This is a genomic window from Shimia thalassica, from assembly GCF_001458215.1.
Lineage (GTDB): Bacteria > Pseudomonadota > Alphaproteobacteria > Rhodobacterales > Rhodobacteraceae > Shimia > Shimia thalassica.
On record NZ_CYTW01000001.1, the window covers coordinates 524,801 to 546,740 of the forward strand.

At 55.7% G+C, this 21,940-nt stretch carries 20 protein-coding genes; 12 read left to right on the forward strand and 8 right to left on the reverse strand.

Going from position 1 to position 21,940, the window contains the following annotated elements; translation table 11 throughout:
- Positions 1–49: 49 nt before the first annotated feature.
- The 4 genes from PH7735_RS02405 to zrgA are packed head-to-tail and all read right to left on the reverse strand — an operon-like array spanning position 50 to position 3,145.
- Positions 50–553, reverse strand: a complete 504-nt coding sequence (locus PH7735_RS02405; RefSeq protein WP_058309728.1) for a DUF3299 domain-containing protein — start codon at positions 551–553, stop codon at positions 50–52.
- 41 nt (positions 554–594) lie between these two features.
- A complete protein-coding gene (locus tag PH7735_RS02410; protein ID WP_058309729.1) occupies positions 595–1,845 on the reverse strand; it encodes an ABC transporter permease in 1,251 nt (416 codons plus the stop codon).
- Positions 1,842–2,543: an ABC transporter ATP-binding protein gene (locus PH7735_RS02415; protein WP_058309730.1), complete on the reverse strand. Its 702-nt coding sequence runs from the start codon at positions 2,541–2,543 to the stop codon at positions 1,842–1,844. Before PH7735_RS02415 ends, PH7735_RS02410 begins: the two co-directional genes overlap by 4 nt.
- Before the next feature lie 2 nt (positions 2,544–2,545).
- Positions 2,546–3,145 carry a zinc uptake protein ZrgA gene (gene zrgA / locus PH7735_RS02420; RefSeq protein WP_058309731.1) on the reverse strand — a complete coding sequence of 200 codons (600 nt, stop codon included), beginning with the start codon at positions 3,143–3,145 and terminating at the stop codon, positions 2,546–2,548.
- A 257-nt stretch (positions 3,146–3,402) separates the two neighbouring features.
- Here zrgA and PH7735_RS02425 point away from each other — a divergent pair, with 257 nt between their 5' ends.
- The 4 genes from PH7735_RS02425 to PH7735_RS02440 all read left to right on the forward strand — a co-directional run bounded on the left by PH7735_RS02425 (position 3,403) and on the right by PH7735_RS02440 (position 6,895).
- Positions 3,403–3,930: a TIGR00645 family protein gene (locus PH7735_RS02425; protein WP_306341218.1), complete on the forward strand. Its 528-nt coding sequence runs from the start codon at positions 3,403–3,405 to the stop codon at positions 3,928–3,930.
- A gap of 114 nt (positions 3,931–4,044) precedes the next feature.
- A complete protein-coding gene (gene hisC, locus PH7735_RS02430; RefSeq protein WP_058309733.1) occupies positions 4,045–5,130 on the forward strand; it encodes a histidinol-phosphate transaminase in 1,086 nt (361 codons plus the stop codon).
- A complete protein-coding gene (locus tag PH7735_RS02435; protein ID WP_058309734.1) occupies positions 5,127–6,053 on the forward strand; it encodes a prephenate/arogenate dehydrogenase family protein in 927 nt (308 codons plus the stop codon). Before hisC ends, PH7735_RS02435 begins: the two co-directional genes overlap by 4 nt.
- On the forward strand, positions 6,050–6,895 hold the full coding sequence (locus PH7735_RS02440) for an extensin-like domain-containing protein (RefSeq protein ID WP_058309735.1): 846 nt from the start codon (positions 6,050–6,052) through the stop codon (positions 6,893–6,895). Before PH7735_RS02435 ends, PH7735_RS02440 begins: the two co-directional genes overlap by 4 nt.
- A 1-nt stretch (position 6,896) precedes the next feature.
- Here PH7735_RS02440 and PH7735_RS02445 read toward each other — a convergent pair whose 3' ends face one another.
- Entirely contained in the window at positions 6,897–7,892 is a 996-nt protein-coding gene (locus PH7735_RS02445; RefSeq protein ID WP_058309736.1) for a DUF2125 domain-containing protein, read from the reverse strand.
- A gap of 66 nt (positions 7,893–7,958) precedes the next feature.
- On the opposite strand from PH7735_RS02445, the gene PH7735_RS20495 reads away from it, so the two are divergent.
- The 3 genes from PH7735_RS20495 (at position 7,959) to PH7735_RS02460 (ending at position 11,918) form a co-directional block, all read left to right on the forward strand.
- Positions 7,959–8,489, forward strand: a complete 531-nt coding sequence (locus tag PH7735_RS20495) for a gamma-glutamylcyclotransferase (protein WP_058309737.1) — start codon at positions 7,959–7,961, stop codon at positions 8,487–8,489.
- 96 nt (positions 8,490–8,585) lie between these two features.
- Positions 8,586–9,788: a hypothetical protein gene (locus PH7735_RS02455; RefSeq protein ID WP_058309738.1), complete on the forward strand. Its 1,203-nt coding sequence runs from the start codon at positions 8,586–8,588 to the stop codon at positions 9,786–9,788.
- 3 nt (positions 9,789–9,791) lie between these two features.
- Positions 9,792–11,918, forward strand: coding sequence for a peptidoglycan -binding protein (locus PH7735_RS02460; protein WP_058309739.1), 2,127 nt, complete (start codon positions 9,792–9,794; stop codon positions 11,916–11,918).
- A gap of 5 nt (positions 11,919–11,923) precedes the next feature.
- Here the strand turns inward: PH7735_RS02460 and PH7735_RS02465 are convergent, their stop codons facing one another.
- The 3 genes from PH7735_RS02465 to gloB form a co-directional block, all read right to left on the reverse strand.
- Positions 11,924–12,892 carry a M23 family metallopeptidase gene (locus PH7735_RS02465; protein ID WP_058309740.1) on the reverse strand — a complete coding sequence of 323 codons (969 nt, stop codon included), beginning with the start codon at positions 12,890–12,892 and terminating at the stop codon, positions 11,924–11,926.
- The gene (gene clpA, locus PH7735_RS02470; protein WP_058309741.1) at positions 12,889–15,213 is read right to left on the reverse strand and encodes an ATP-dependent Clp protease ATP-binding subunit ClpA; all 2,325 of its coding nucleotides are present in this window, start codon (positions 15,211–15,213) and stop codon (positions 12,889–12,891) included. The genes PH7735_RS02465 and clpA overlap by 4 nt, the downstream gene beginning before the upstream one ends.
- Positions 15,214–15,515: 302 nt before the next feature.
- Entirely contained in the window at positions 15,516–16,283 is a 768-nt protein-coding gene (gene gloB / locus PH7735_RS02475; RefSeq protein WP_058309742.1) for a hydroxyacylglutathione hydrolase, read from the reverse strand.
- Between the two features lie 61 nt (positions 16,284–16,344).
- On the opposite strand from gloB, the gene PH7735_RS02480 reads away from it, so the two are divergent.
- The 5 genes from PH7735_RS02480 (at position 16,345) to atpD (ending at position 21,932) form a co-directional block, all read left to right on the forward strand.
- Entirely contained in the window at positions 16,345–17,085 is a 741-nt protein-coding gene (locus PH7735_RS02480; RefSeq protein WP_058311103.1) for a class I SAM-dependent methyltransferase, read from the forward strand.
- Between the two features lie 419 nt (positions 17,086–17,504).
- Positions 17,505–18,065: a F0F1 ATP synthase subunit delta gene (locus PH7735_RS02485; protein ID WP_058311104.1), complete on the forward strand. Its 561-nt coding sequence runs from the start codon at positions 17,505–17,507 to the stop codon at positions 18,063–18,065.
- Positions 18,065–19,603 carry a F0F1 ATP synthase subunit alpha gene (atpA, locus tag PH7735_RS02490; protein WP_058309743.1) on the forward strand — a complete coding sequence of 513 codons (1,539 nt, stop codon included), beginning with the start codon at positions 18,065–18,067 and terminating at the stop codon, positions 19,601–19,603. Before PH7735_RS02485 ends, atpA begins: the two co-directional genes overlap by 1 nt.
- Before the next feature lie 12 nt (positions 19,604–19,615).
- The gene (locus tag PH7735_RS02495) at positions 19,616–20,491 is read left to right on the forward strand and encodes a F0F1 ATP synthase subunit gamma (RefSeq protein WP_058309744.1); all 876 of its coding nucleotides are present in this window, start codon (positions 19,616–19,618) and stop codon (positions 20,489–20,491) included.
- Between the two features lie 16 nt (positions 20,492–20,507).
- Positions 20,508–21,932 (forward strand): F0F1 ATP synthase subunit beta, encoded by a 1,425-nt coding sequence (atpD, locus tag PH7735_RS02500; protein ID WP_058309745.1) that lies wholly within the window; start codon positions 20,508–20,510, stop codon positions 21,930–21,932.
- Positions 21,933–21,940: the final 8 nt, after the last annotated feature.

The following is a 21,940-nucleotide window of genomic DNA, read 5'->3' on the forward strand; positions in this document are numbered from 1 at the left end:
GCGAACTGCATCAAACCCCTCGAAGTTGGCGTTTAGACGTGCGCCAGTTTTAGTACGGGGCAACCTTGTCTGCCGAGATGACATAGCCGATGTCGGCCAACTGGGTCTTGAGGGCCGCTGTGCCGAACATGCCTGTCACTTCGACGGATTCAAAAAGGCCATCGCTTTGGTAAGGTTTTTCTGTGGTCACCAGAACAAGCTGGTTTGCCGGAGGAGGCGGGACGTGGACGCAGGCCCCTACATAAGGCACGAGGATAAATGACGTCACACCCGTTCCGTCCAGTTCCAGCGGCACGATAAATCCCGGCATCCGCACTGTCTTGCCATTCCAATCGGTGCGCACGCCGGTGGCAACCGGTTGCTGGCCAAACTGCTCGGCGGAATCGTGTTCGATAATGCCCTGTAACGATCTGGGCAGCGCGGTTTGCCCTTCCGGCAGCAGGTCTGCCCATGCAAGATCGATCACGTCGTCGGACATGGCGCTCTGTGGCAGCAATGCTGAAGCTGCGGACAGCAAAAGCAACTCTCGTCGACCAAACTTGTGATTACTCATCGTCGGTTTCCCACTGTTCAGGGTGTCAGGCGCGCTTTGCCTTACATTCTTACGATCATACCATCCGCCAGCGACAGGCGATAGGCGCGGTATGCAGGTGCTAGGCTCACAATTGCGCCAGCGACAACAACGCCAAGCAGAACCCAGCCCTCATGCGCCGATGGGGCCTCAAGGGGAAGCCACAATCCGAATGCCTTGTCTACGACCGGACGCGACAGGAATAACCCGAGATAGAGCAAACAAAGCCCGAGCAATGCCCCAAGTGCAGAGGTCACTGTTGCCTCGAACACCAAAAGCCCGAGGATCGTTGAAGGTTTTGCGCCCATGGCGCGATAGATCGCCATCTCACGCCTTCTTTCGTTCAGGCTCGAGAAAATTGTGGCCATCATGCCAATGAGGGCGGTCACAACCACCATGGCGGACACAACCAGAAGCGCTGTTTCGGCAATTCCAACGATGCCCCAGAGCTCTTGCAACGCGACACCCGGCAGAACGGCCAAAAGAGGTTCCTCGCGGTATTCGTTTATGGCCCTTTGCAGGGCGAAGGTCTGCAATGGGCTGTTCACCCCGACCAGCGCGGCGGTCACCGCTTGAGGTTGCAGGTCCATTTGACGGATGACCTCTGTGGGCGTGGGCGCACCGGGGGCTTGGGCGCCGCTTTTCCAGTCCACGTGGATGGCCTCGATAGCTTCGAGGCTGACGATCACCGTTCGGTCAACGGGCGTTCCTGTTTTCTCGAGAATACCCGAAACGCGAAAGGGTTGGTCTTTGTGCTCGGTGAACGACGCGATGCCGTGGGCAACCACAATAGGAGAGCCGACTTCGTAGTTCAGGGCGGCTGCAACATCTGCGCCAATAACCGCATCGAACAGGTCTGTCATCAGTGCGCCATCGGACACGGCGAGGCCGCGATCCCTGCGGTATTTGTAGCGCTCAAAAAACTCGACGCTTGTTCCCATAACCCGGAACTGCTTGTGGCTGTCACCCAGTGAAATCGGAACGATCCAATCCACCTCGGGTCGCTGTGCTATGTCTTGGTAGCTTTGCCACGTGACGTTGTTGGTCGCATTCCCAATGCGGAACACAGAGTAAAGCAAAAGCTGAACTGACCCCGATCTGGCACCGACAATCAGGTCAGTTCCGGAAATCGTGTCTGCAAAGCTGGCTTTGGCGCCAGTGCGGACTTTCTCGACACCCAGAAACAGGGCAACCGACAGGGCGATTGCCAGAATAGTCATGCCAACCGTCAGCATCCGCGCCAAGAGCGATCCTATGACAAGTCTCAATATCATTGGTTTGGCCTTGTGATGACGGCGATGTCCTGCATGTGCAGAACGCGGTCAAAGCGGCTCGCCATTCCGGGATCATGACTGACCATCAACAATGTGGTGCCGAACGCGCGAACCTGTTCGAACAACAGATCAAGAAATGCCTGCTGGCTTCCGGCATCAAGCGCGGATGTGGGTTCGTCGGCGATGACAATTGGTGGTTGGCCGATCAGGGCGCGCGCAACCGCGACGCGCTGTTGTTGGCCCACGCTGAGAGTAGCGGCTTTGGCCGAAATTACTTCTTCCGGCAAACCAAGCGCAAGGCAAAGATCTTTGGCTGTTGATGGGGCATGACCCGCGCGCCCCCGCCGTTCCGGAGCAAAGCCAAGCGGTAACATGACATTGTCCAGCACAGAGCCAAAGGGAAGCAGGTTGAATTGTTGAAAGATCATGCCGATCTTTTCGACGCGATATCTGTCACGGGCTCCGCTCGAAACCGCACCCAAATCTTGGCCGTCCACAGAGACCTGACCGGACTCGGCCAGCACTGTTCCACAAATCATCGACAAAAGGGTCGATTTTCCAGAGCCGCTTTCCCCGAGCAGCATCACCGTTTCGCCCGGTGAAACGGATAGGTTCGGGACGCAGATCTCAAAAGACCTGCGTCCTGGCCATCGGAAACGGACATCCGACAGGGATAGAATTGGGTCCGGTGTTCCCAAAGTCAGAACATGCCGCGCAGATCGAGGGTTGGTGCATCGCGCTCGACCTCAAAGGCTTTGGCGCCTGCACTGGAAACGATCTGCACCTCCAGTTCCAGAGCATTCGGGAATGCTTCAAAATAGGCGAAATCGATTTTGCTGATAGCGTCTGGATTATCGCAGTTCAGCACATATTCGGCATGAAACTCGGTGTGGCTGGCCTCTTCGTCATGGTCGTCATGTTTTGCGTGATCGTCATGATCATCGTGATCGTCATGATCATCGTGCTTGGCATGCTCATCGTGGTCCTCTTCGGCTTCCAGCTCGGCACTTGCGCGTGTGACAGTGCATTTCGCAGCGTCGGGAAAGCTGAATAGATCGAGCGGCTTTGCCAAAGTCGCCACGGCGTTTTCAATTGCGGCACGATCTTCATCGCTCGTCGCGGCATACTCGAAGCCAACAATATCAGCCCCCGGAGCGTGCAGTTCCATTGCGATGGTTTTGCCTTCCATCGCGATGTTGAGTTCTCCGACACCATGTTCATGAGAATCCAGTTCGCGGGTTCCTTCCGCAAACGCTGGAAGGGCCAGTAAAGACAATAGGATTGGGAGGTTCTGTTTCATGGAAAACCTTTTTGTTTACGCTGAACTCTATGTATCAGCTGACGCGATTCCAAATGTTATATGAAGTGTTACGTTATAAGATAACAATCGTCAAACACCGCCTCATCCCGTCCAAATCGATGCCTCGGGCCTGACTTGCTTTCGCCTGTTGGCAGGATTGCAACGCGGTTTTTCTTATATCTTGTAAGACATTGGACGTATTGCCACTTGCCTTCAGGACTCTTATTGGAAGCGCAAGAAACGCGAGGGGCATGTTTATGGCAAATCAGATCGAAAAAAGCTTCGAAAAAACTCTGTTTGGATCTCGGTGGCTCATGGCGCCGATGTATCTGGGGCTTGTTGTTGCCTTGGGCATGCTGGTGTTTGTTTTTGTGCATGAAGTCGCGAATTACCTGCCATTGGTGCCTTCGATGAATGCGGACAAGGTGATCCTTGTTGTGTTGACGTTGATTGACCTGACACTGGCGGGCAACCTTTTGTTGATCGTACTGTTTTCCGGATACGAAAGCTTTGTGTCAAAACTAGATGTTGCAGAGGCGTCTGAACGTCTGGGCTGGATGGGAACCGTTGATTTTTCCGGCCTCAAGATGAAGCTGATTGCATCCATCGTGGCCATTTCTGCCATCCATCTTCTGAAGCGGTTCATGGAAATCGGAAAAGGCAAAAGCGATATCGGGTTCGGCAACAGCGAACTGATGTGGCTTGTCGTGATCCACATGGTGTTTGTTCTGTCCGGCGTCCTGATGGCATTGATGGATTATCTGACGGCGAGAGCTAAAAAGTAAGAAAGCGTCGTGATTGCGTGACCACAAACACGCAACACAAGGTAAACCTGTTTTGAAACCTTCCAAAGCACGCAAGCCAACGCTAAGAGACTTGGCGTAGCAGGAGTACATTTTATGTCGCGCATTGAGCCGCAACCGGGGATCATGGAGATCGAACTCTACGTCGGTGGCAAAGCCACGGTAGACGGCGTTTCCGACGTCGTGAAGCTTTCGTCGAACGAAAATCCATACGGATGTTCAGATACCGCAAAAGAGGCTGTCGCCAAAGCGGGCCACAATCTGCATCGTTATCCCAACACCGATCACGCGTCTTTGCGAGCTGCGATTTCAGAGGTTCATAACCTTGATGCTGACCGCATCATTTGTGGTGTCGGGTCGGACGAAATCCTGCAATTTATTGCCCAGTGTTTTGCCGGCCCCGGCGATGAGGTGATCTATACCGAGCACGGGTTTTCGATGTATCCGATCCTTGCCCATGCGGTTGGTGCAACGCCGGTCAAAGTTGCCGAGCGTGAGCGCGTCGTCGATGTCGATGCGATCCTCGCCGCATGCACTGACAAGACCAAGATCGTTTTTATTGCCAATCCGGCCAATCCGACAGGTACGATGGTTGGCAGCAACGAGATGGCACGCCTTGCATCGAGCCTTCCGGATGGGGCGATCCTTGTGCATGACGGTGCCTATACCGAATATGTCGAGGGCTTCGATGGTGGTGCAGGTCTGGTTGATGCGCAAAGCAACGTGATCATGACGCGCACCTTCTCAAAAATTTACGGGCTGGGTGGCCTGCGGATCGGTTGGGGATATGCGTCGAAAGACATAGTTGATGTGCTGAACCGTGTGCGCCAGCCCTTCAACCTTTCGGTTGTGCAGATGGCCGTTGCAGAAGCCGCTGTTCGGGATCAGGCCTTTGTCAAAAAGTGCCGGGAAGACAACGCGCGGATGCGCGCATGGCTGGCCGAAGCATTGGCCGAGCTGGGCGTTCCTTCGGATACATCCTGCGCAAACTTTATCCTTGCGCGGTTCTCGTCTCGGGAAGAGGCCGAAGCCTGTGATGACTATCTCAAGACACAAGGTCTTATCGTGCGTCGGACAACCGGGTATGATTTGGCGAACTGTCTTCGCATCACTGTTGGGGACGAGGCGGGATGCCGCCGCGTGGCCCACGCCATTGGCAAGTTCAAGGACGGCGCCAGATGACCAAACCTGTCTTTGATCGCGTGGCCCTCATTGGTTTGGGCCTGATTGCATCGTCCATGTTCTGGGCGATCAAACGCGGTGGATTGGCGGGTGAAGTGACGGGTTATGCGCGGTCACAGGCAACGCGCGACACGGCACGTGATATCGGGTTGTGCGATCGTGTCTGCGATACCGTGGCAGACGCCGTTGAAGGGGCAGACCTTGTTGTGCTCTGTGTGCCTGTGGGAGCGATGGGAAGCGTTGCAGCGGAAATGGCCGCATCACTGAAGTCCGGCGCGATTATTTCCGATGTTGGGTCGGTAAAGCGCGCGGTGATTGATGCGGTTCAGCCTCATTTGCCAGAGGACGTGCACTTTGTACCGGCGCACCCATTGGCAGGGACCGAGCATTCCGGACCTGAATCCGGTTTTGCCGAACTCTATGACAACCGCTGGTGCATTATTGTGCCTGCTGACAAAGACACCTCTCCCGAAGCCGTCGCGAAACTGCGTGCACTTTGGGAAGGGATGGGCGCCAACGTTGATCAGATGGACGCAGATCACCACGATCTGGTGCTGGCTGTGACCAGCCATGCGCCGCACCTGATTGCCTATACGATGGTTGGTGTTGCCGATGATTTGCGCCGCGTGACGGACAGCGAAGTCATCAAATATTCCGCCGCCGGTTTCCGCGACTTTACCCGCATCGCAGCAAGTGATCCGACCATGTGGCGCGATGTGTTTTTGAACAACAAAGACGCGACGCTCGAAATTCTGGGACGTTTCACCGAAGAGCTGTTTGCACTGCAACGTGCGATCCGGACCGGTGACGGCGATCATCTGTTTGATTATTTCACCCATACCCGCGCGATCCGCCGGGGTATTATTGAAGCGGGCCAAGACACAGAAGCTCCGGATTTTGGTCGAGGAGCGCCAAAATCATGATCCGGTCAGCGGGCATAGTGCTCGTGTTGGTGGCAACAGCCGCAGTTGCCAATGCGCCGAACAGCTCGATCCGGCCGGTATCCCGTCAGGATGTCTTTCCGCCGGCCTTGCCAAGTTTTGCGCCGGCGCAGTCCATCCGTCCCCGCCTTCGGCCCGGTGTTTCGGCGACGCCCGCGATCAGATCCAGCCGCACCGAAGCGATTGATCCGTTGCCAAAGGCCACGGTCGCCACGGCAGCGACAGGGGCGATGTTGACACAGCGGGGCGACGAAGGCGGCTCGACAGCCAAGTCGAGCACATCCTCAAAAAACAAAGTTGGCAAAGTCTGTAAAGACCGCAAGTTGCGCGGCACGGAAGTTGGCTCTGTTCCTGCCAAGCTTTCAGGATGCGGGATCAACAAAGGCGCAATCAAGCTTTACTCGGTTTCCGGCGTCACGCTCAGTTCTCCGGCGGTGATGGAATGTGACACGGCCCGCGCTTTGAAAAAGTGGGTCGAGGGCGGCATGTCCAAGTCGGTCAAACGGTATGGTGGGGGCGTTGTCGAACTCAAGGTTGCCGCTGGATATGCGTGCCGGACCCGCAACAACCGAAAAGGCGCGAAAATATCAGAGCACGGCAAAGGGCGTGCCATCGATATCTCGGCCTTAAAGCTCAAGAACGGCAATACGATTTCGGTTCTGAACGACTGGGGGCGCGGCAAGAAGGGCAAAATGCTCAAGAAAATGCACAAGCAAGCCTGTGGTCCATTTGGCACGGTTCTTGGGCCCGAGGCCGACCGGTATCACAAGGATCATTTCCACTTTGACATCGCCAAGCATCGTGGCGGCCCCTATTGCCGCTAGATTAACGTAGGCGAATGATCGGGGCTGGTCCGATTGGAAGCGGCCCGAGCCATGTGCGTTCTCGTGAAAACTTGAGTGGAATATCCAGTGTCTGTGCATTTCCGGATAGTCTGGCCAAAGCTTCCAGCGCGGCTTCGCTCGTATTGATGATGCTTTCGGGAAGGTCGCCGCTGCTTCTGGCCACGGCAAGGATATCGCGCCAGTTCGTGGCGCGAATTGTGACTTCCCCTGTCGGATAACCCGCAGCGTTGATGTCGACCTTGCCTGCGGCCTGCAGGTTCAGATCTCCCCAGGCGATTTCGGCGTGTTTCAGGTTCATCTGGGTTGGTTGGGATCGGTCTTCTTCGATCACGCTCAGATCAAGAGGGCGTTCAAAAGTGATGTCCATGTCCATCTGAACCGTTTTCAACGTGTTGGGCAGGCTATCATCGCCGGACAGTCGATAGGCAACGGGCGGCGCCAAATCCACGGCATCCACTGCAAACCCATAGGAGGCATGGGTGTCGGGCAACCTGTGCAGGGCAACTCGGAGTTCACGTGCGCTCAACTGCCAGTCCTTTGACGACTTTACCTGAAGCTGTCCGATCAAAAGATTGCTGCGCTCAAGCGGCAGCGAGGTTGCTTTGCCAAGAACGAGTGATGCCCGCATGTCTTCTGTTGCAATGCGAATTTTCTCGTCAGGGAAAGACAGAGTTTGCGTGTCGGGCCAGATCGCGATCAGGTGGTTCGGGCGATAGCTCAGCGCAAAAAGCTGGAAAAAGGGCAGGTCGATGGCCGCGCCAGTCTCGGGGTCTGCCAGTGTCAGATTGTCAAAGGTTGCATCAACACGGTTGGGAAAGCCCGAAACACTAAGGTCTTCGTATTCGGCAACCCAACCATCGGCGCGACGATCCTCGAACCAGGCGCTGAAACCGGATTTGGCGGCGGAAGAGGCCACAAACCAATAGGCCGTCCACCCCGCGGCCGCGACAATAATCAGGATCAGCAAACGTTTCATATTGGGCCCTCTTTCACATCCCGTTGCTTTGTTGTTTAACGGCGCAAAATCAGAAGGGCCAGCAAGATGACAATGTGGGTATTCGGATACGGGTCGTTGCTTTGGAATCCCGGTTTTGAATTCGAGGAAAAACGGATCGCGTCCCTTCCGGGGTGGCATCGCAGTTTTTGTATGCGGTCCATTCACCATCGCGGCACGGTCGAACAGCCGGGTCTCGTTCTTGCGCTGGATGCCATGGCAGAAGCACAATGTCAGGGATTGGCCCTCTCGGTTGCGCCCCATCGTCAGGCGGAAACACTGGAATACCTGCGCGAACGCGAGTTGGTTTCGTCGGCCTATCTGGAAAAAACGCTTGATATCACCCTGTCTGACGGGCGGCGCGTCGAGGCCGTAACCTATGTGATCGACCCGCATCACGTGCAATATTGCCACCTTGATCTCGAAGAGCAGGCCCAGATTATTGCGACGGCCGTCGGGGGGCGTGGCCCCAACACCGATTATCTGCACAACACGGCATCTCACCTCATTGAGCTGGGCATTCAGGATGAAGAATTGGACTGGTTGTCGGCGCGTGTGCGCGAATTGACATCATCTTGAAAAGCGTTTGCTGCGCCGCTGCATAAGTTCTTGGCAGAGGCCCTGCATCGCAGTAGTGTGACCGAAGAAAAAAACTAAGTGTCAGGAGCTGTCCACATGGACCAGCCAGACCGCAAAGTCGAGCCGCATTTCTCTCAACCCGTGCGCCAGATCATGCTTATGCTGATCGTGCTTGGGCTGACGGCGGCGTTGGGGTATTTCGCCTTGCCCCGCGTTATGCCTGTGTTTGAGGCGAACCCGTATTTGAACGGGTTCATTCTGTTCGTCTTTCTGATCGGTGTCGCCGCCTGTTTCGGGCAAGTCCTGTCTCTGATTTCGTCTGTGCGCTGGATTGAATCCTTCGCCATGGGAGACGCCGAAAACGATGCTGTCGTGGCACCGTCGCTTCTGGCGCCGCTTGCCACCCTGCTGCGTAGCCGTGGCGCCCACAGCCAGATCAGCGCAACATCAACCCGATCCATCCTTGATTCCGTGGCGACACGTATCGACGAGGCACGTGAAATCACGCGCTATCTCGTGAATATGCTGATCTTTCTCGGTCTTTTGGGAACGTTCTATGGGCTTGCCACAACGGTTCCTGCCGTTGTCGACACGATCCGCAGCCTTGCCCCCCAAGAAGGAGAAGCAGGCGTCGAGGTGTTCTCGCGCCTGATGTCCGGCCTTGAGGCGCAATTGGGCGGTATGGGGGTTGCTTTTGCCTCTTCGCTGTTGGGGCTGGCAGGGTCGTTGATTGTTGGCTTGCTCGAATTGTTTGCCGGCCATGGCCAGAACAGGTTCTACCGCGAGTTGGAAGAATGGCTCAGCTCGATCACACGTGTCGGGTTCTCTGCCGGAGACGGCGATGGGGGCGCGGATCATGGTGCGTTAACCGGGGTGATGGATCACCTTGGACGCCAGATTGATGTTCTCGGAGAGCTGTTTGTTCAAGCCGAGGCCAATCGCCATGCACTGGAAGAGCAGGTGTCGAGCCTTGTAGACTCGGTGCGGCGGATGGCGGATGGCATGGAGGCCAATGCGCCAACGTCACAAGCGCTGTTCCGGGCTGCCGAAGGGCAGGAAGAGTTGATTCATTTGCTGCGCAACCGTCAGGAAAATGAAGGGCTGGATGCGGAAAGCCGCATGAGGCTGCGTTCGATCGACGTTCAGATGCTGCGCATTCTTGAGGAAGTGTCGGCCGGACGTCAGGAAAGCATGGGACAGCTTCGCAATGATCTTGCAGCGTTGGCGCGTGTCTTGCGCGACTCTCGTGGTGATGCGGGCCCGGCCGAGCAGGCGACACCGCCTGTAGGAGACGCCTAGGGCATGGCGCTGTCTCGTCGTACAGGACAACGGTTTCAGGCGTCTATCTGGCCCGGTTTTGTCGATGCGATGACCGGTCTTCTGCTGGTGCTGATGTTTGTCCTGACCATTTTTATGGTTGTTCAGTTTGTCTTGAGCGAAACGATCACAGGTCAGGAAACCGAGCTAGATGCGCTTTCGGTCGAAGTGGCAGCCTTGGCGCAGGCGCTTGGTCTCGAACAGCAGGAAAACGAAGATCTCGAACAGCGGGTCGGCGGACTTCAAGCGACACTCACAAGTGCGCGGTCTGAAGCCGAGCAACAGGCCGCCCTGATCTCGAGTCTGACCGCCGAACGGGAAGCCCAAGATATCGCACTACAGGATGCACGAACCCGCATCACCAGCTTTGAAGCGCAGGTCGCAGCGTTGATTGCAGACCGCGACTCGGCCCTGGGTACGATTGCCGACCTCGAAGGGCGGCGGGATGAATTGCTCAGTGAACAAGAGTCGCTGAATGTGGCGCTGGCATCCGCCCGTTCCGAAATGGACGCCCAGGTCGAGGCCGCGCGTCTTGCGGCGGCACAACGTGAAGCCCTTGAAGCCATGATTGCGGACCTGAACAAAGATCTTGCAACCGAAACAGATGCACGCACCGATCTTGAGACGGCATTGAGCGAAGAAGAAAAGGCTCGTTTGGCCGAAGCTGCAGCAGCCGAGGCGTTGCGGGAGAAATTGCTGAATGCGGATGCCGAGCTGACTGCGATGACCCTTTCACTCGAGGCGCAACGTAAAAAGGCCGAAGACACCCTTACGCTTCTTGCAGCAGCGGAAGTTGCGCAAAAAGATCTGGATCTCAAACTTGCGGCAGCATTGGTGTCTGGTGAAAATGTGGAAACCGATCTGGCTTCTGCTTTGGCCTCACTGGAATTGGCGCGGTCCGACATTATTGCCAAAGATCAGGAAATCGCTTCAACACAGGTTCAGCTTGCGGCGGCCTTGCTTGGCCTTGAACAGGCAGATCTTCGTGTGTCCGATTTGCAGGGGCAGCTTGCGACGTTGCAAACAGAATTGGCAACATCCCAAGCCGAAGCCGGTGAAACGGCAACGCAACTGACAACCAACCTTGAGGCGCTGGAAACACAACTGGCTGCGGCTCTTGAGGCCAAGCTTTCGGCAGAGAGTCGCGCGCGCACGGCAGAAGAAACGGGCGCAGCCCTCGAGGATCAGCTCGCGGCGGCGCTGGCGGCCAAGCTCGCAGCCGAGGTGAATTTGACGGCCCAAGGGCAAGTCGAAAAACAATTGGCCAGTGCTTTGGCGGCCAAACTTGCTGCGGAACGTGAGGCCGAGGACAACCTGACTGCGGCGCAGGAACGAGAGGCGCTTTTGTCAGCCGCCAATCTGGCGCTGGATGAAGAGCAGGCCCGTTCGGCAGAAGGGCAACGCCTTGTTGCGGTTTTGAACCAACAGGTTGCTGCTTTGCGGTCGCAGCTGACCGGGCTTCAGGCCTTGTTGGACGATTCAAAAGATCGCGATCAGGCCGCACAGGTGCAGTTGCAAACTCTGGGACAGGATCTGAATGCCGCTTTGGCACGCGCCGCCGTGGAAGAGCGCAAACGGCGTCAGCTAGAAGAAGAAGAGCGCAAGCGTCTTGAGGCCGAAGCCGCGGCATTGAAAGATAAAACGCGTGATCTTGAAAAGTTCCGCTCAGAGTTCTTTGGGCGCCTGCGTGACGTTCTTGGTGCGCAAGAGGGGGTCCGTATCGTCGGAGACCGGTTTGTCTTTTCTTCGGAGGTTCTGTTCGGCGTCGGCAGTGCAAACTTGTCGGACGAGGGCAAAGCGGAAATTGCAAAGGTTGCAGACATTCTGGCGCGCATCGCCGGGGAAATCCCTGCCGAAATCGACTGGATCCTGCGCGTCGACGGGCACACCGACAATCAGGCGTTTTATGGCAATGGCAAATACGCGGATAACTGGGAGCTGAGCCAGGGGCGCGCCTTGTCCGTTGTGCGTTACATGATTGACGGACTGGGTATCCCGCCAGAGCGGCTTGCCGCTAACGGATTTGGCGAATTCCAACCGCTTGATCCGGCGCTCACACCCGAAGCTCGCGCCAAGAACCGTCGGATCGAATTGAAGTTCACCGAGAAATAAGTCGCTTAATCGAGCGTGAAGCGTACTTCTTTTTGCGCGACGGCCTGACCTTGACGTTGAAGCGTCGCAGTGCCGACATAGTTCCCGGCGGGCCATCCTTGGGAGGGTCGTTTTTTGCCATAGGCACGGCTATAGCGGGCCTGTTCCTTTTTCAGAACAACCGATGTTTCAAACAGTGTGCCGTTGGGCCCATTGACGTTCATATGCAGAATGTCGCCCGCGTCGCTTCCAAAACCAAATGCCCAGATAACAAGCGCTTTGGGCTGTCCCTGCCAATTTGTGTCGGATATCGGCAGCGCGGAAATGTCGTCATAAGGCGGTACTTCATCGTCGATCCCAACCGAGATGAGGCCTGTGGGCACATGGGGAATTGGTGTGTCCCACAATTGCCGTAGATCCGAAGTGCATGTGCCGGTGCTATCGGCATCAAAGGGATCAACCACTTTCCCGTCTTTGCGCACGGAAAAATGCAGGTGCCGGAACTCGGTCCGCCCCGAAAGACCAACCTGCCCCAATACATCCGATGCTTTGACCGTCTGGCCCTGTTTGACTCGAACAGATTGGTATTTCATGTGACAGTATTGGGTTTCCCAACCTTCGCCGTGATCGATCACAACACCATTGCCGCATTCTTTGCCTGACACGTCTACCGTATCGGTCGGGTTGGCCTTGTCTTTCATAGTGTTTCGCACGCCACGCACCACGCCATCGGCCGCCGCCAAGACATCAAACCCACGAAAGTATGTGTTGATGTCGAGGTTTCCTGACATGGCAAAATCGGTGCCCTTGTGCCCGTTGTAGGTCAGGCTATCGCACGCAACATCAAGGTCGGCCGGACCGGGATCGCGATCGACATAGTTTTGGATATAGCACGTTTCGCCCAGTTCACAGTCAACGGGCTGCGTAAACGAAGGCTCCCCCGCTGCAGAAACTGCAACGAGGGAGCCAAGTATTGCCAGAACTGTCTGTTTCATTCTGCTGTGAGAAGCGGAGGCTTGTTTCCTGTGATGCGGGGTTTGTCCGGGCCGGACAACTTGAGCTTCAGCTCACCATCCTTGACCGTGACTTTGACCACACCACCTTTGGCAAGGCTTCCGAACAGCAGTTCTTCTGCCAGTGGCTTTTTGATGTGCTCTTGGATGACACGGCCCAAAGGGCGCGCGCCCATCTTGTCATCATATCCCTTGTTTCCAAGCCATTCGGCAGCTTTCGGTGTCAGTTCGATGGTCACGTTGCGATCCATCAACTGCGCTTCAAGTTGCAGCACGAACTTTTCGACGACGCGCATGATCACTTCTTTTGGAAGCGGCGCAAAGGAAATGACCGCATCCAGACGGTTCCGGAATTCCGGCGTGAATGTGCGTTCGATGGCGGCCGTGTCTTCACCTTCACGGCGATCACGGCCAAAGCCGATTGCAGCTTTTGCCTGTTCCGAAGCGCCAGCGTTCGACGTCATGATGAGGATGACATTGCGGAAGTCCACAGACCGGCCATTGTGATCGGTCAGCGTTCCGTGATCCATCACTTGCAGCAAGATATTGAAGACATCGGGGTGTGCTTTTTCAATCTCGTCAAGCAAGAGAACACAATGCGGGTGCTGATCGACGCCATCGGTCAACAGGCCGCCCTGGTCAAACCCGACATAACCGGGAGGGGCGCCAATCAAACGGCTGACGGCGTGTTTTTCCATGTATTCCGACATGTCAAACCGCAGCAGTTCCACTCCAAGCGTATCGGCAAGCTGTTTGGCCACCTCGGTTTTTCCCACACCTGTCGGACCGGCAAAGAGATAGTTGCCAATCGGCTTTTCAGGTTCACGAAGTCCGGCGCGGGCCAGTTTGATCGCGGAAGACAAAGAAACGATGGCGTTGTCTTGCCCAAACACGACCCGCTTGAGGGAGCGTTCCAAGTCTTTGAGAACTTCGGCATCGTTCTTGGACACGTTCTTTGGCGGAATGCGGGCGATCTTGGCCACCACGGCCTCGATCTCTTTCACACCGATGGTTTTCCGGCGCTTTGAGGCGGCAACCAGATGTTGCGCTGCCCCCGCTTCGTCGATCACGTCAATCGCCTTGTCCGGCAATTTGCGGTCGTTCATGTACCGCGCGGACAATTCAACCGCGGTTTTGATGGCATCGGCCGTGTATTTCACGCTGTGATGCTCTTCAAAATACGGTTTCAGACCCTTGAGGATTTTGACAGTGTCTTCAACAGTCGGCTCCATCACGTCGATCTTCTGGAAGCGACGGCTCAGCGCCCGATCTTTTTCAAAGTGCTGACGGAACTCTTTATAGGTTGTCGACCCCATCGTGCGCAGTTTGCCGCCCTGCAACGCAGGTTTGAGCAGGTTCGACGCATCCATAGCACCGCCGGATGTCGCACCGGCACCAATCACGGTGTGGATCTCATCAATGAACAATACGCCATTGGGGTGCTCTTCGAGTTCGGTCACAACGGCCTTGAGGCGTTCTTCAAAATCACCGCGATAGCGTGTGCCTGCCAGAAGCGCGCCCATGTCGAGCGAGAAGATCGTTGTGTCGGCCAGAACCTCGGGCGTTTCGCCCTTGACGATCTGATGCGCCAACCCTTCTGCAATGGCTGTTTTACCAACGCCGGGATCGCCCACCAAAAGAGGGTTGTTCTTGCGGCGGCGGCACAGCACCTGAATGCAGCGCTCAACCTCGGAGTCGCGACCAATCAGAGGGTCGATATCGCCTTTGCGTGATTTTTCGTTCAGGTCCACGCAATATTTGGCTAGCGCGCTTTCCTTATTAGAGTCGCTTTCGCTTGCGTCGACGGTTTGGTCATCTTCCATGTCAGACCCGGTGACGGGCCGGCTTTCGCCGAATGCGGGATCTTTGGCGACGCCATGCGCGATATAGTTCACGGCATCATAACGCGTCATGTCCTGCTCTTGCAGGAAGTAGGCCGCGTTGGATTCGCGCTCGGCAAATATGGCGACAAGCACGTTTGCGCCTGTGACTTCTGTTCGGCCAGAAGACTGCACGTGGATTGCAGCGCGTTGGATAACCCGCTGGAATGCGGCGGTCGGTACAGCCTCGGACCCTTCGATATCGGTGACGAGGTTGGACAAATCGTCGTTGATGTACTCTTCCAGTGCCGCGCGCAGTTCATCGACGTTGACGCTGCACGCCTGCATGACGCGCAAGGCGTCTGGTTCTTCGAGCAACGACAGAAGCAGATGTTCCAACGTTGCGAATTCGTGACGACGGGCGTTTGCCTCGGCGAGGGCCGCATGGATGGCCTGTTCAAGTGTATTCGAGAATGAAGGCACTGCTCTCGTGCTCCTCTAGTTCTGGGTTGCGGGAAATCTGGCCCCTCACAACCATGGCCTCATAACTTTAAAGTTTGGTCTATCTGACGTCAGCTTCAAGGACTTTCTGCAGAAATCCGGTCACAATTCTAAGTGAAGAGGTCGGAAGGTGCAGGAATTGGCGGTTAAGTCAGGCGTGCAACAAACAGCAGACAGGGCAGGGCAAACGTATTGCCCCGGTGCATAAGGAATACCGGTTCGGCGGCACATCCCGTTACAGAAGAGTCTATGCCCGTTACGGCAAAGTTCAACCCTGACAGCGCTTAGAAATTATCTTTGCGTTTTCGGACCTCGGTAAAAACATCGACCGCTGTGGCCCCGTCCATCCCGACAGCACGCTGCAGCGCAGGGTCGTGACCGCGCAAGAATGGGTTTGTGGCCATCTCTTCTGAAAGCAATGAAGGCACGGTCGCAAGACCCTTTTCGCGAGCTTCACGGATTGCGGCGACGCGAGCAAGAAGGTCAGGATTGTTCGGATCGACAGTCAGAGCGAACCGCGCGTTAGATTCCGTGTATTCGTGGCCGGAACACACAATCGTGGATTCCGGCAGGCCCGCCAGTTTTGTCAGGCTCTCGAACATCTGGGCTGGGCTGCCTTCAAACAGACGACCACATCCCAAGGCCATAAGGCTGTCTGCGGTGAAGACTGCGCCAGTGTCCGCGAGGTAGAAAGCAACATGGCCGATTGTGTGACCGGAAACATCAAATACCTGAACCGCTTCGCCGCACACGATCAATGGGTCGCCTTCGCTTACCGCGATATCCAAGGCGGGTAGGCGGTGGGCGTCGGCCTTTGCGCCTATGACCTGAGCGGGGTGATCTTTCAAAAGGTCAGGCAACCCGTCAATGTGATCCCAGTGGTGATGTGTCAAAAGCACATGCGACAGCGTCCATCCCCGCGATTTGAGTGCCTCACTGATCGGGGCCGCATCCGGAACATCAACGACGGCGGTTTCGCCCGTAGAGGCGTTATGGATCAGAAAACTATAGTTATCTGAGAGGCAGGGGATCGTAACGATCTCAAGGGGCATGGAATTTCGCCTTTTCGTTGCTATGTTGAGTCCAGATTTGCCGATCAGACGGGCGGTTGCAATGCATCTTGATGTGCAGGACCTCAGGAATTTCTACTACCGAAGCACTTTGGGGCGCGCGGCCCAGAAGGCTGTGCGCGACGAAGTGCTGATGCTTTGGCCGGAAGCCAAAGGAATGACCGTCGCGGGCTATGGCTTTGCGGTTCCGTTGTTGCGGCCCTATCTGCCGGATGCACGTCGGGTTATCGGGCTTATGCCTGCGCCCCAAGGCGTCATGCCTTGGCCCGCCGGTATGCCGAATGTGTCGGTGTTGTGTGAAGAAACGCTCTGGCCGATCGAGACCGGCCATCTGGACCGCTTGGTTATGATGCATGGCCTTGAAACCTGCGAGCGTCCTGCGGATCTTTTGACCGAAGCGTTTCGCGTTTTGGGGCCAGGCGGCAAGGCATTGTTTATCGTGCCCCACCGGGCCGGAATGTGGTCACGCAGTGATGCCACGCCCTTTGGATATGGAAGGCCCTATTCCATCGGGCAACTCGAAGCCCAGCTACGGCAGTTCGGCTTTATGCCAGAGCGCAACCGGGCGACGCTTTATCAGCCGCCCTCGCATAAACGCTTTTGGCGCAAGACGGGGCGTGTCTGGGAGAGCATGGGTAAAACCCTGTCGCCCGTAGTGGCTGGCGGTGTGTTGATGGTCGAGGCGAGCAAACGCGTGCATGCGTCGAGTGGTCCCGGGCTGCGTGCGGTCGTGCGCAAGCCGTTGGGTGTGTTGGCACCCAAACCCGAAACCGCGCCTGTGTAAAAGCCGCGGCCCCAGCAGCAAAGTTGAAAGGCGCTTGAGGTGTCCTGCATGAAGTGGATATCCTTCGTGGAGAATCTCTGCCCGATAAACGGGATAGGATCACTTCGCAAATGCCCCGAAATGACCCGTTTGCGCTAACGGAGCAGGGCAGTTTTTGGGCGGGAATCGCTAAAAAGGAGCCTTAAACTCACTTTTTTTTGACGCCTCGTCACTGGCAAAGGGTCGCACCCGCGCCAAGGCCCTTAAAACATGGGGTTTTTCGCAATCCGGCAATATGTCAAACAATGTTGCTAGGTGGGCTTTGCTCTGCTACATCCCTGACGGATTTTACTGCCCTGAGCAATCAGGGTCATGAAACGCCCCCGACGACTGCATACTTTTGTATGCAAAAATCGGGGCCAGAAAGCGGAAGGGTGGACGTGTCCGAACCAGCTTCGATCTCCTTCGGCATCGCCGAGCGATATGCCACCGCGGTCTTTGAGATCGTGAAAGAAAATGATGCGATCGAGAGACTTGAAACCGGTCTCACCGATCTGAGTAACGCACTGGCCGATAGCGCAGACATGCGCGATCTGATCACTTCTCCGGTTTACAGCCGTGATGTGCAGGCACAGGCCATTGCCAAAATTGCCAAACAAATGGGTCTTCAGCCTGTGCTGAAAAACGTTCTGGGTCTGATGGCCGAGAAACGCCGCTTGTTTGTTCTGCCTCAGCTGATTGAACAGCTGACTGCGATGGTCGCGGCAGAAAAAGGCGAAGTGACAGCCAATGTTGTTTCTGCCAAGGCTCTGACCAAAACCCAAAGCGAAAAACTGTCCAAGACTTTGGCGGCGCGCGTTGGGAAAGAAGTCAAAATCAATGCGACTGTTGATGAAGCACTCATCGGCGGTCTCGTCGTTAAAGTGGGTTCGAAGATGATTGATACGTCAATCGCCTCCAAACTCGACTCCCTCCAGAATGCAATGAAAGAGGTCGGATAATGGGTATCCAAGCAGCCGAAATCTCTGCGATCCTTAAGGACCAGATTAAAAACTTTGGCCAAGAAGCCGAAGTGGCCGAAGTCGGCCGTGTGCTTTCCGTCGGTGACGGTATTGCGCGCGTCTACGGCCTGGACAACGTTCAAGCCGGTGAAATGGTTGAATTCCCAGGCGGTATCATGGGCATGGCCCTGAACCTTGAGAACGACAACGTTGGTGTTGTTATCTTTGGTTCGGACCGTGACATTAAAGAAGGTGACACTGTTAAGCGCACCAACTCGATCGTGGACGTGCCAATCGGCAACGGTTTGCTGGGTCGTGTTGTTGACGGTCTGGGTAACCCGATCGACGGCAAAGGTCCGATCGAAGCGACCGAGCGCGGTATCGCTGACGTTAAAGCGCCTGGCATTATCCCACGTAAATCTGTTCACGAACCAATGGCAACCGGCCTGAAATCGGTTGATGCGATGATCCCGATTGGCCGTGGCCAGCGTGAGCTTATCATTGGTGACCGTCAGACAGGTAAAACTGCTGTTGCTCTCGATGCGATCCTGAACCAGAAATCGTACAACGAAGCTGCTGGCGACGACGAAAGCAAGAAACTGTACTGTGTGTACGTTGCTGTTGGCCAAAAGCGTTCGACTGTTGCGCAGCTGGTGAAGAAGCTGGAAGAAACCGGTGCGATTGAATATTCGATCGTTGTTGCTGCAACCGCTTCCGAGCCTGCTCCTATGCAGTTCCTGGCACCTTACGCCGCGACCGCAATGGCAGAATTCTTCCGTGACAACGGCCGCCACGCTCTGATCATCTATGATGATCTCTCCAAGCAAGCTGTGTCCTATCGTCAGATGTCGCTTCTGCTGCGTCGTCCACCCGGACGTGAAGCTTATCCTGGTGACGTTTTCTACCTTCACTCGCGCCTTCTGGAACGTTCGGCCAAGCTGAACGAAGATTACGGTTCCGGCTCGCTGACCGCGCTGCCCGTAATTGAAACCCAAGGTGGTGACGTTTCTGCGTTTATTCCGACCAACGTGATTTCGATCACCGACGGCCAGATCTTCCTGGAAACCGAATTGTTCTACCAAGGTATCCGTCCTGCTGTGAACACCGGTCTGTCGGTTTCGCGTGTTGGATCTTCGGCACAAACCAAAGCGATGTCTTCGGTTGCCGGTCCTGTTAAACTGTCGCTGGCCCAGTATCGCGAGATGGCTGCGTTTGCTCAGTTTGGTTCCGACCTTGATGCTGCAACCCAGCAGCTGTTGAACCGTGGTGCACGTCTGACCGAGCTGATGAAGCAGGCTCAGTACTCGCCTCTGACCAACGCTGAGATCGTCTGTGTAATTTTCGCTGGCGTGAACGGTTACCTCGACAAGATCGACGTTTCCGAAGTGGGCCGCTTCGAGCAAGGCATGCTGCAGCACCTGCGTGGCAAACATGCTGATCTGCTTCAGTGGATCACAGACGAAGATCCCAAGATCAAAGGCGACGCCGCCGATAAAGTGAAAGCAGCACTCGACGAATACGCCGCTGATTTCGCGTAAGGGGCCTGACAGATGCCAAATCTTAAGGACCTCAAAAACAGGATCGAGAGTGTGAAAAACACTCGGAAGATCACGAAAGCCATGCAAATGGTTGCCGCGGCGAAACTTCGCCGCGCGCAGGAAAGCGCGGAACAGTCGCGTCCTTACACAGAACGGTTCAATGCCGTTCTGGGTGGGCTGGCTGCTTCTGTTGGTGGATCAGACTCTGCGCCCAAGCTGCTCAGCGGCACAGGCAAAGACGATGTTCATCTGCTGGTCATCATGACTGCTGAACGTGGTCTGTGTGGCGGTTTCAACTCGAACATTGCCAAACTTGGCCGTGCTCGGGCACAGGAACTGCAGGCACAGGGCAAAACAGTGAAAATCATCACTGTTGGCAAAAAAGGCCGCGACAGCATCAAACGAGAGCTGGGCGATCACTTCGTTGGTCACGTCGACCTGACCGAAGTGAAGCGCGTCGGATATGATAACGCTCAGGACATCGCTCGCGATATCCTGACACGTTTTGATGACGAAGAGTTCGACGTTTGCACAATCTTCTTTGCGAAGTTTGTAAACGTTGTAACCCAGATCCCAACGGCTCAGCAGATCATCCCGGCCTCCTTTGAGGATGCTGGCGATGAAGGCACAGCGACGTTGTACGACTACGAGCCAAGCGAAGAAGCCATTCTGGCCGACCTGCTGCCGCGCGGAGTTGCAACTCAGATCTTTGCAGCACTGTTGGAAAACGGTGCATCCGAGCAAGGGTCACGGATGTCCGCAATGGACAATGCGACGCGCAACGCTGGCGAAATGATCGACAAACTGACCATTCAGTACAACCGCTCGCGTCAGGCTGTGATCACCAACGAGCTTATTGAAATCATCTCGGGCGCTGAAGCGCTCTAAGAACCGGAGACGAAACATGGCAAACGCAAAAGGCAAAGTGACTGCGGTCATTGGCGCCGTTGTGGACGTGCAGTTCGAGGACGCCCTGCCGGAAATCCTCAACGCACTCAACACGGAAAACAACGGTAAGAAACTGGTTCTGGAAGTTGCCCAGCACCTTGGTGAAAACACTGTCCGCGCAATCGCGATGGATGCGACCGAAGGTCTTGTTCGCGGTCAAGCCGTAGAAGACACAGGCGCACCAATCGCTGTTCCAGTTGGCACAGGTACACTTGGTCGTATTCTGAACGTGACTGGTGACCCGGTTGATGAAAAGGGTCCGGTTGACGCAACCGCTACACGCCCAATTCACGGCGACGCACCAGCATTCGCTGAGCAGTCGACAGCAACCGAAATCCTGACCACAGGTATTAAGGTTATCGACCTTCTCGCGCCTTACACAAAAGGTGGTAAAATTGGTCTGTTCGGTGGTGCGGGTGTGGGTAAAACCGTTCTTATCATGGAACTCATCAACAACATCGCGAAAGTGCACTCGGGTGTGTCCGTATTTGCGGGCGTGGGCGAGCGTACACGTGAAGGTAACGACCTTTACCACGAGATGATCGAATCCGGCGTTATCGTTCCTGATAACCTGCCTGACTCGAAAATTGCTCTGGTTTACGGCCAGATGAACGAGCCTCCCGGTGCGCGTATGCGTATTGCTCTGTCGGGTCTGACCCTTGCGGAACAGTTCCGTGACGAAACCGGCGCAGACGTTCTGTTCTTCGTGGACAACATCTTCCGCTTTACACAGGCTGGTTCGGAAGTTTCGGCTCTATTGGGTCGTATTCCTTCGGCGGTGGGCTATCAGCCAACACTCGCAACCGACATGGGCGCGATGCAAGAACGCATCACCTCGACCAAGTCCGGTTCGATTACGTCGGTTCAGGCCGTGTACGTTCCTGCGGATGACCTTACCGACCCTGCACCTGCAACGTCGTTTGCGCACCTTGATGCGACAACAGTTCTGGATCGTGCGATCTCGGAAAAGGGTATCTACCCTGCCGTGGATCCGCTTGGTTCGACCTCGCGTCTGCTTGACCCGCTGATCATCGGCGACGAGCACTACAAGGTTGCTTCGGACGTTCAGCAGATCCTGCAGCGTTACAAGTCGCTTCAAGACATCATCGCCATCCTTGGTATGGACGAACTGTCGGAAGAAGACAAAATGGCTGTTGCCCGTGCGCGTAAGATCGAGCGTTTCCTCTCGCAACCGTTCGACGTTGCGAAAGTGTTCACCGGCTCTGACGGTGTTCAGGTTCCGCTGGAAGACACCATCGCTTCGTTCAAAGCCGTTGTGGCTGGCGAATATGATCACCTGCCCGAAGGCGCCTTCTATATGGTTGGCGGCATCGACGAAGTGATCGCAAAAGCCGAGAAAATGGCTGCTGAAGCGGCCTAAGGAGGCCC

Bases quoted from the DNA above. Each gene is read 5' to 3' on its own strand.
- PH7735_RS02405 (WP_058309728.1), bottom strand. From the start codon at position 553: ATGAGTAATCACAAGTTTGGTCGACGAGAGTTGCTTTTGCTGTCCGCA.
- PH7735_RS02410 (WP_058309729.1), bottom strand. From the start codon at position 1,845: ATGATATTGAGACTTGTCATAGGATCGCTCTTGGCGCGGATGCTGACG.
- zrgA (WP_058309731.1), bottom strand. From the start codon at position 3,145: ATGAAACAGAACCTCCCAATCCTATTGTCTTTACTGGCCCTTCCAGCG.
- PH7735_RS02425 (WP_306341218.1), top strand. From the start codon at position 3,403: ATGGCAAATCAGATCGAAAAAAGCTTCGAAAAAACTCTGTTTGGATCT.
- hisC (WP_058309733.1), top strand. From the start codon at position 4,045: ATGTCGCGCATTGAGCCGCAACCGGGGATCATGGAGATCGAACTCTAC.
- PH7735_RS02435 (WP_058309734.1), top strand. From the start codon at position 5,127: ATGACCAAACCTGTCTTTGATCGCGTGGCCCTCATTGGTTTGGGCCTG.
- PH7735_RS02440 (WP_058309735.1), top strand. From the start codon at position 6,050: ATGATCCGGTCAGCGGGCATAGTGCTCGTGTTGGTGGCAACAGCCGCA.
- PH7735_RS02445 (WP_058309736.1), bottom strand. From the start codon at position 7,892: ATGAAACGTTTGCTGATCCTGATTATTGTCGCGGCCGCGGGGTGGACG.
- PH7735_RS20495 (WP_058309737.1), top strand. From the start codon at position 7,959: ATGACAATGTGGGTATTCGGATACGGGTCGTTGCTTTGGAATCCCGGT.
- PH7735_RS02455 (WP_058309738.1), top strand. From the start codon at position 8,586: ATGGACCAGCCAGACCGCAAAGTCGAGCCGCATTTCTCTCAACCCGTG.
- PH7735_RS02460 (WP_058309739.1), top strand. From the start codon at position 9,792: ATGGCGCTGTCTCGTCGTACAGGACAACGGTTTCAGGCGTCTATCTGG.
- PH7735_RS02465 (WP_058309740.1), bottom strand. From the start codon at position 12,892: ATGAAACAGACAGTTCTGGCAATACTTGGCTCCCTCGTTGCAGTTTCT.
- gloB (WP_058309742.1), bottom strand. From the start codon at position 16,283: ATGCCCCTTGAGATCGTTACGATCCCCTGCCTCTCAGATAACTATAGT.
- PH7735_RS02480 (WP_058311103.1), top strand. From the start codon at position 16,345: ATGCATCTTGATGTGCAGGACCTCAGGAATTTCTACTACCGAAGCACT.
- atpA (WP_058309743.1), top strand. From the start codon at position 18,065: ATGGGTATCCAAGCAGCCGAAATCTCTGCGATCCTTAAGGACCAGATT.
- PH7735_RS02495 (WP_058309744.1), top strand. From the start codon at position 19,616: ATGCCAAATCTTAAGGACCTCAAAAACAGGATCGAGAGTGTGAAAAAC.
- atpD (WP_058309745.1), top strand. From the start codon at position 20,508: ATGGCAAACGCAAAAGGCAAAGTGACTGCGGTCATTGGCGCCGTTGTG.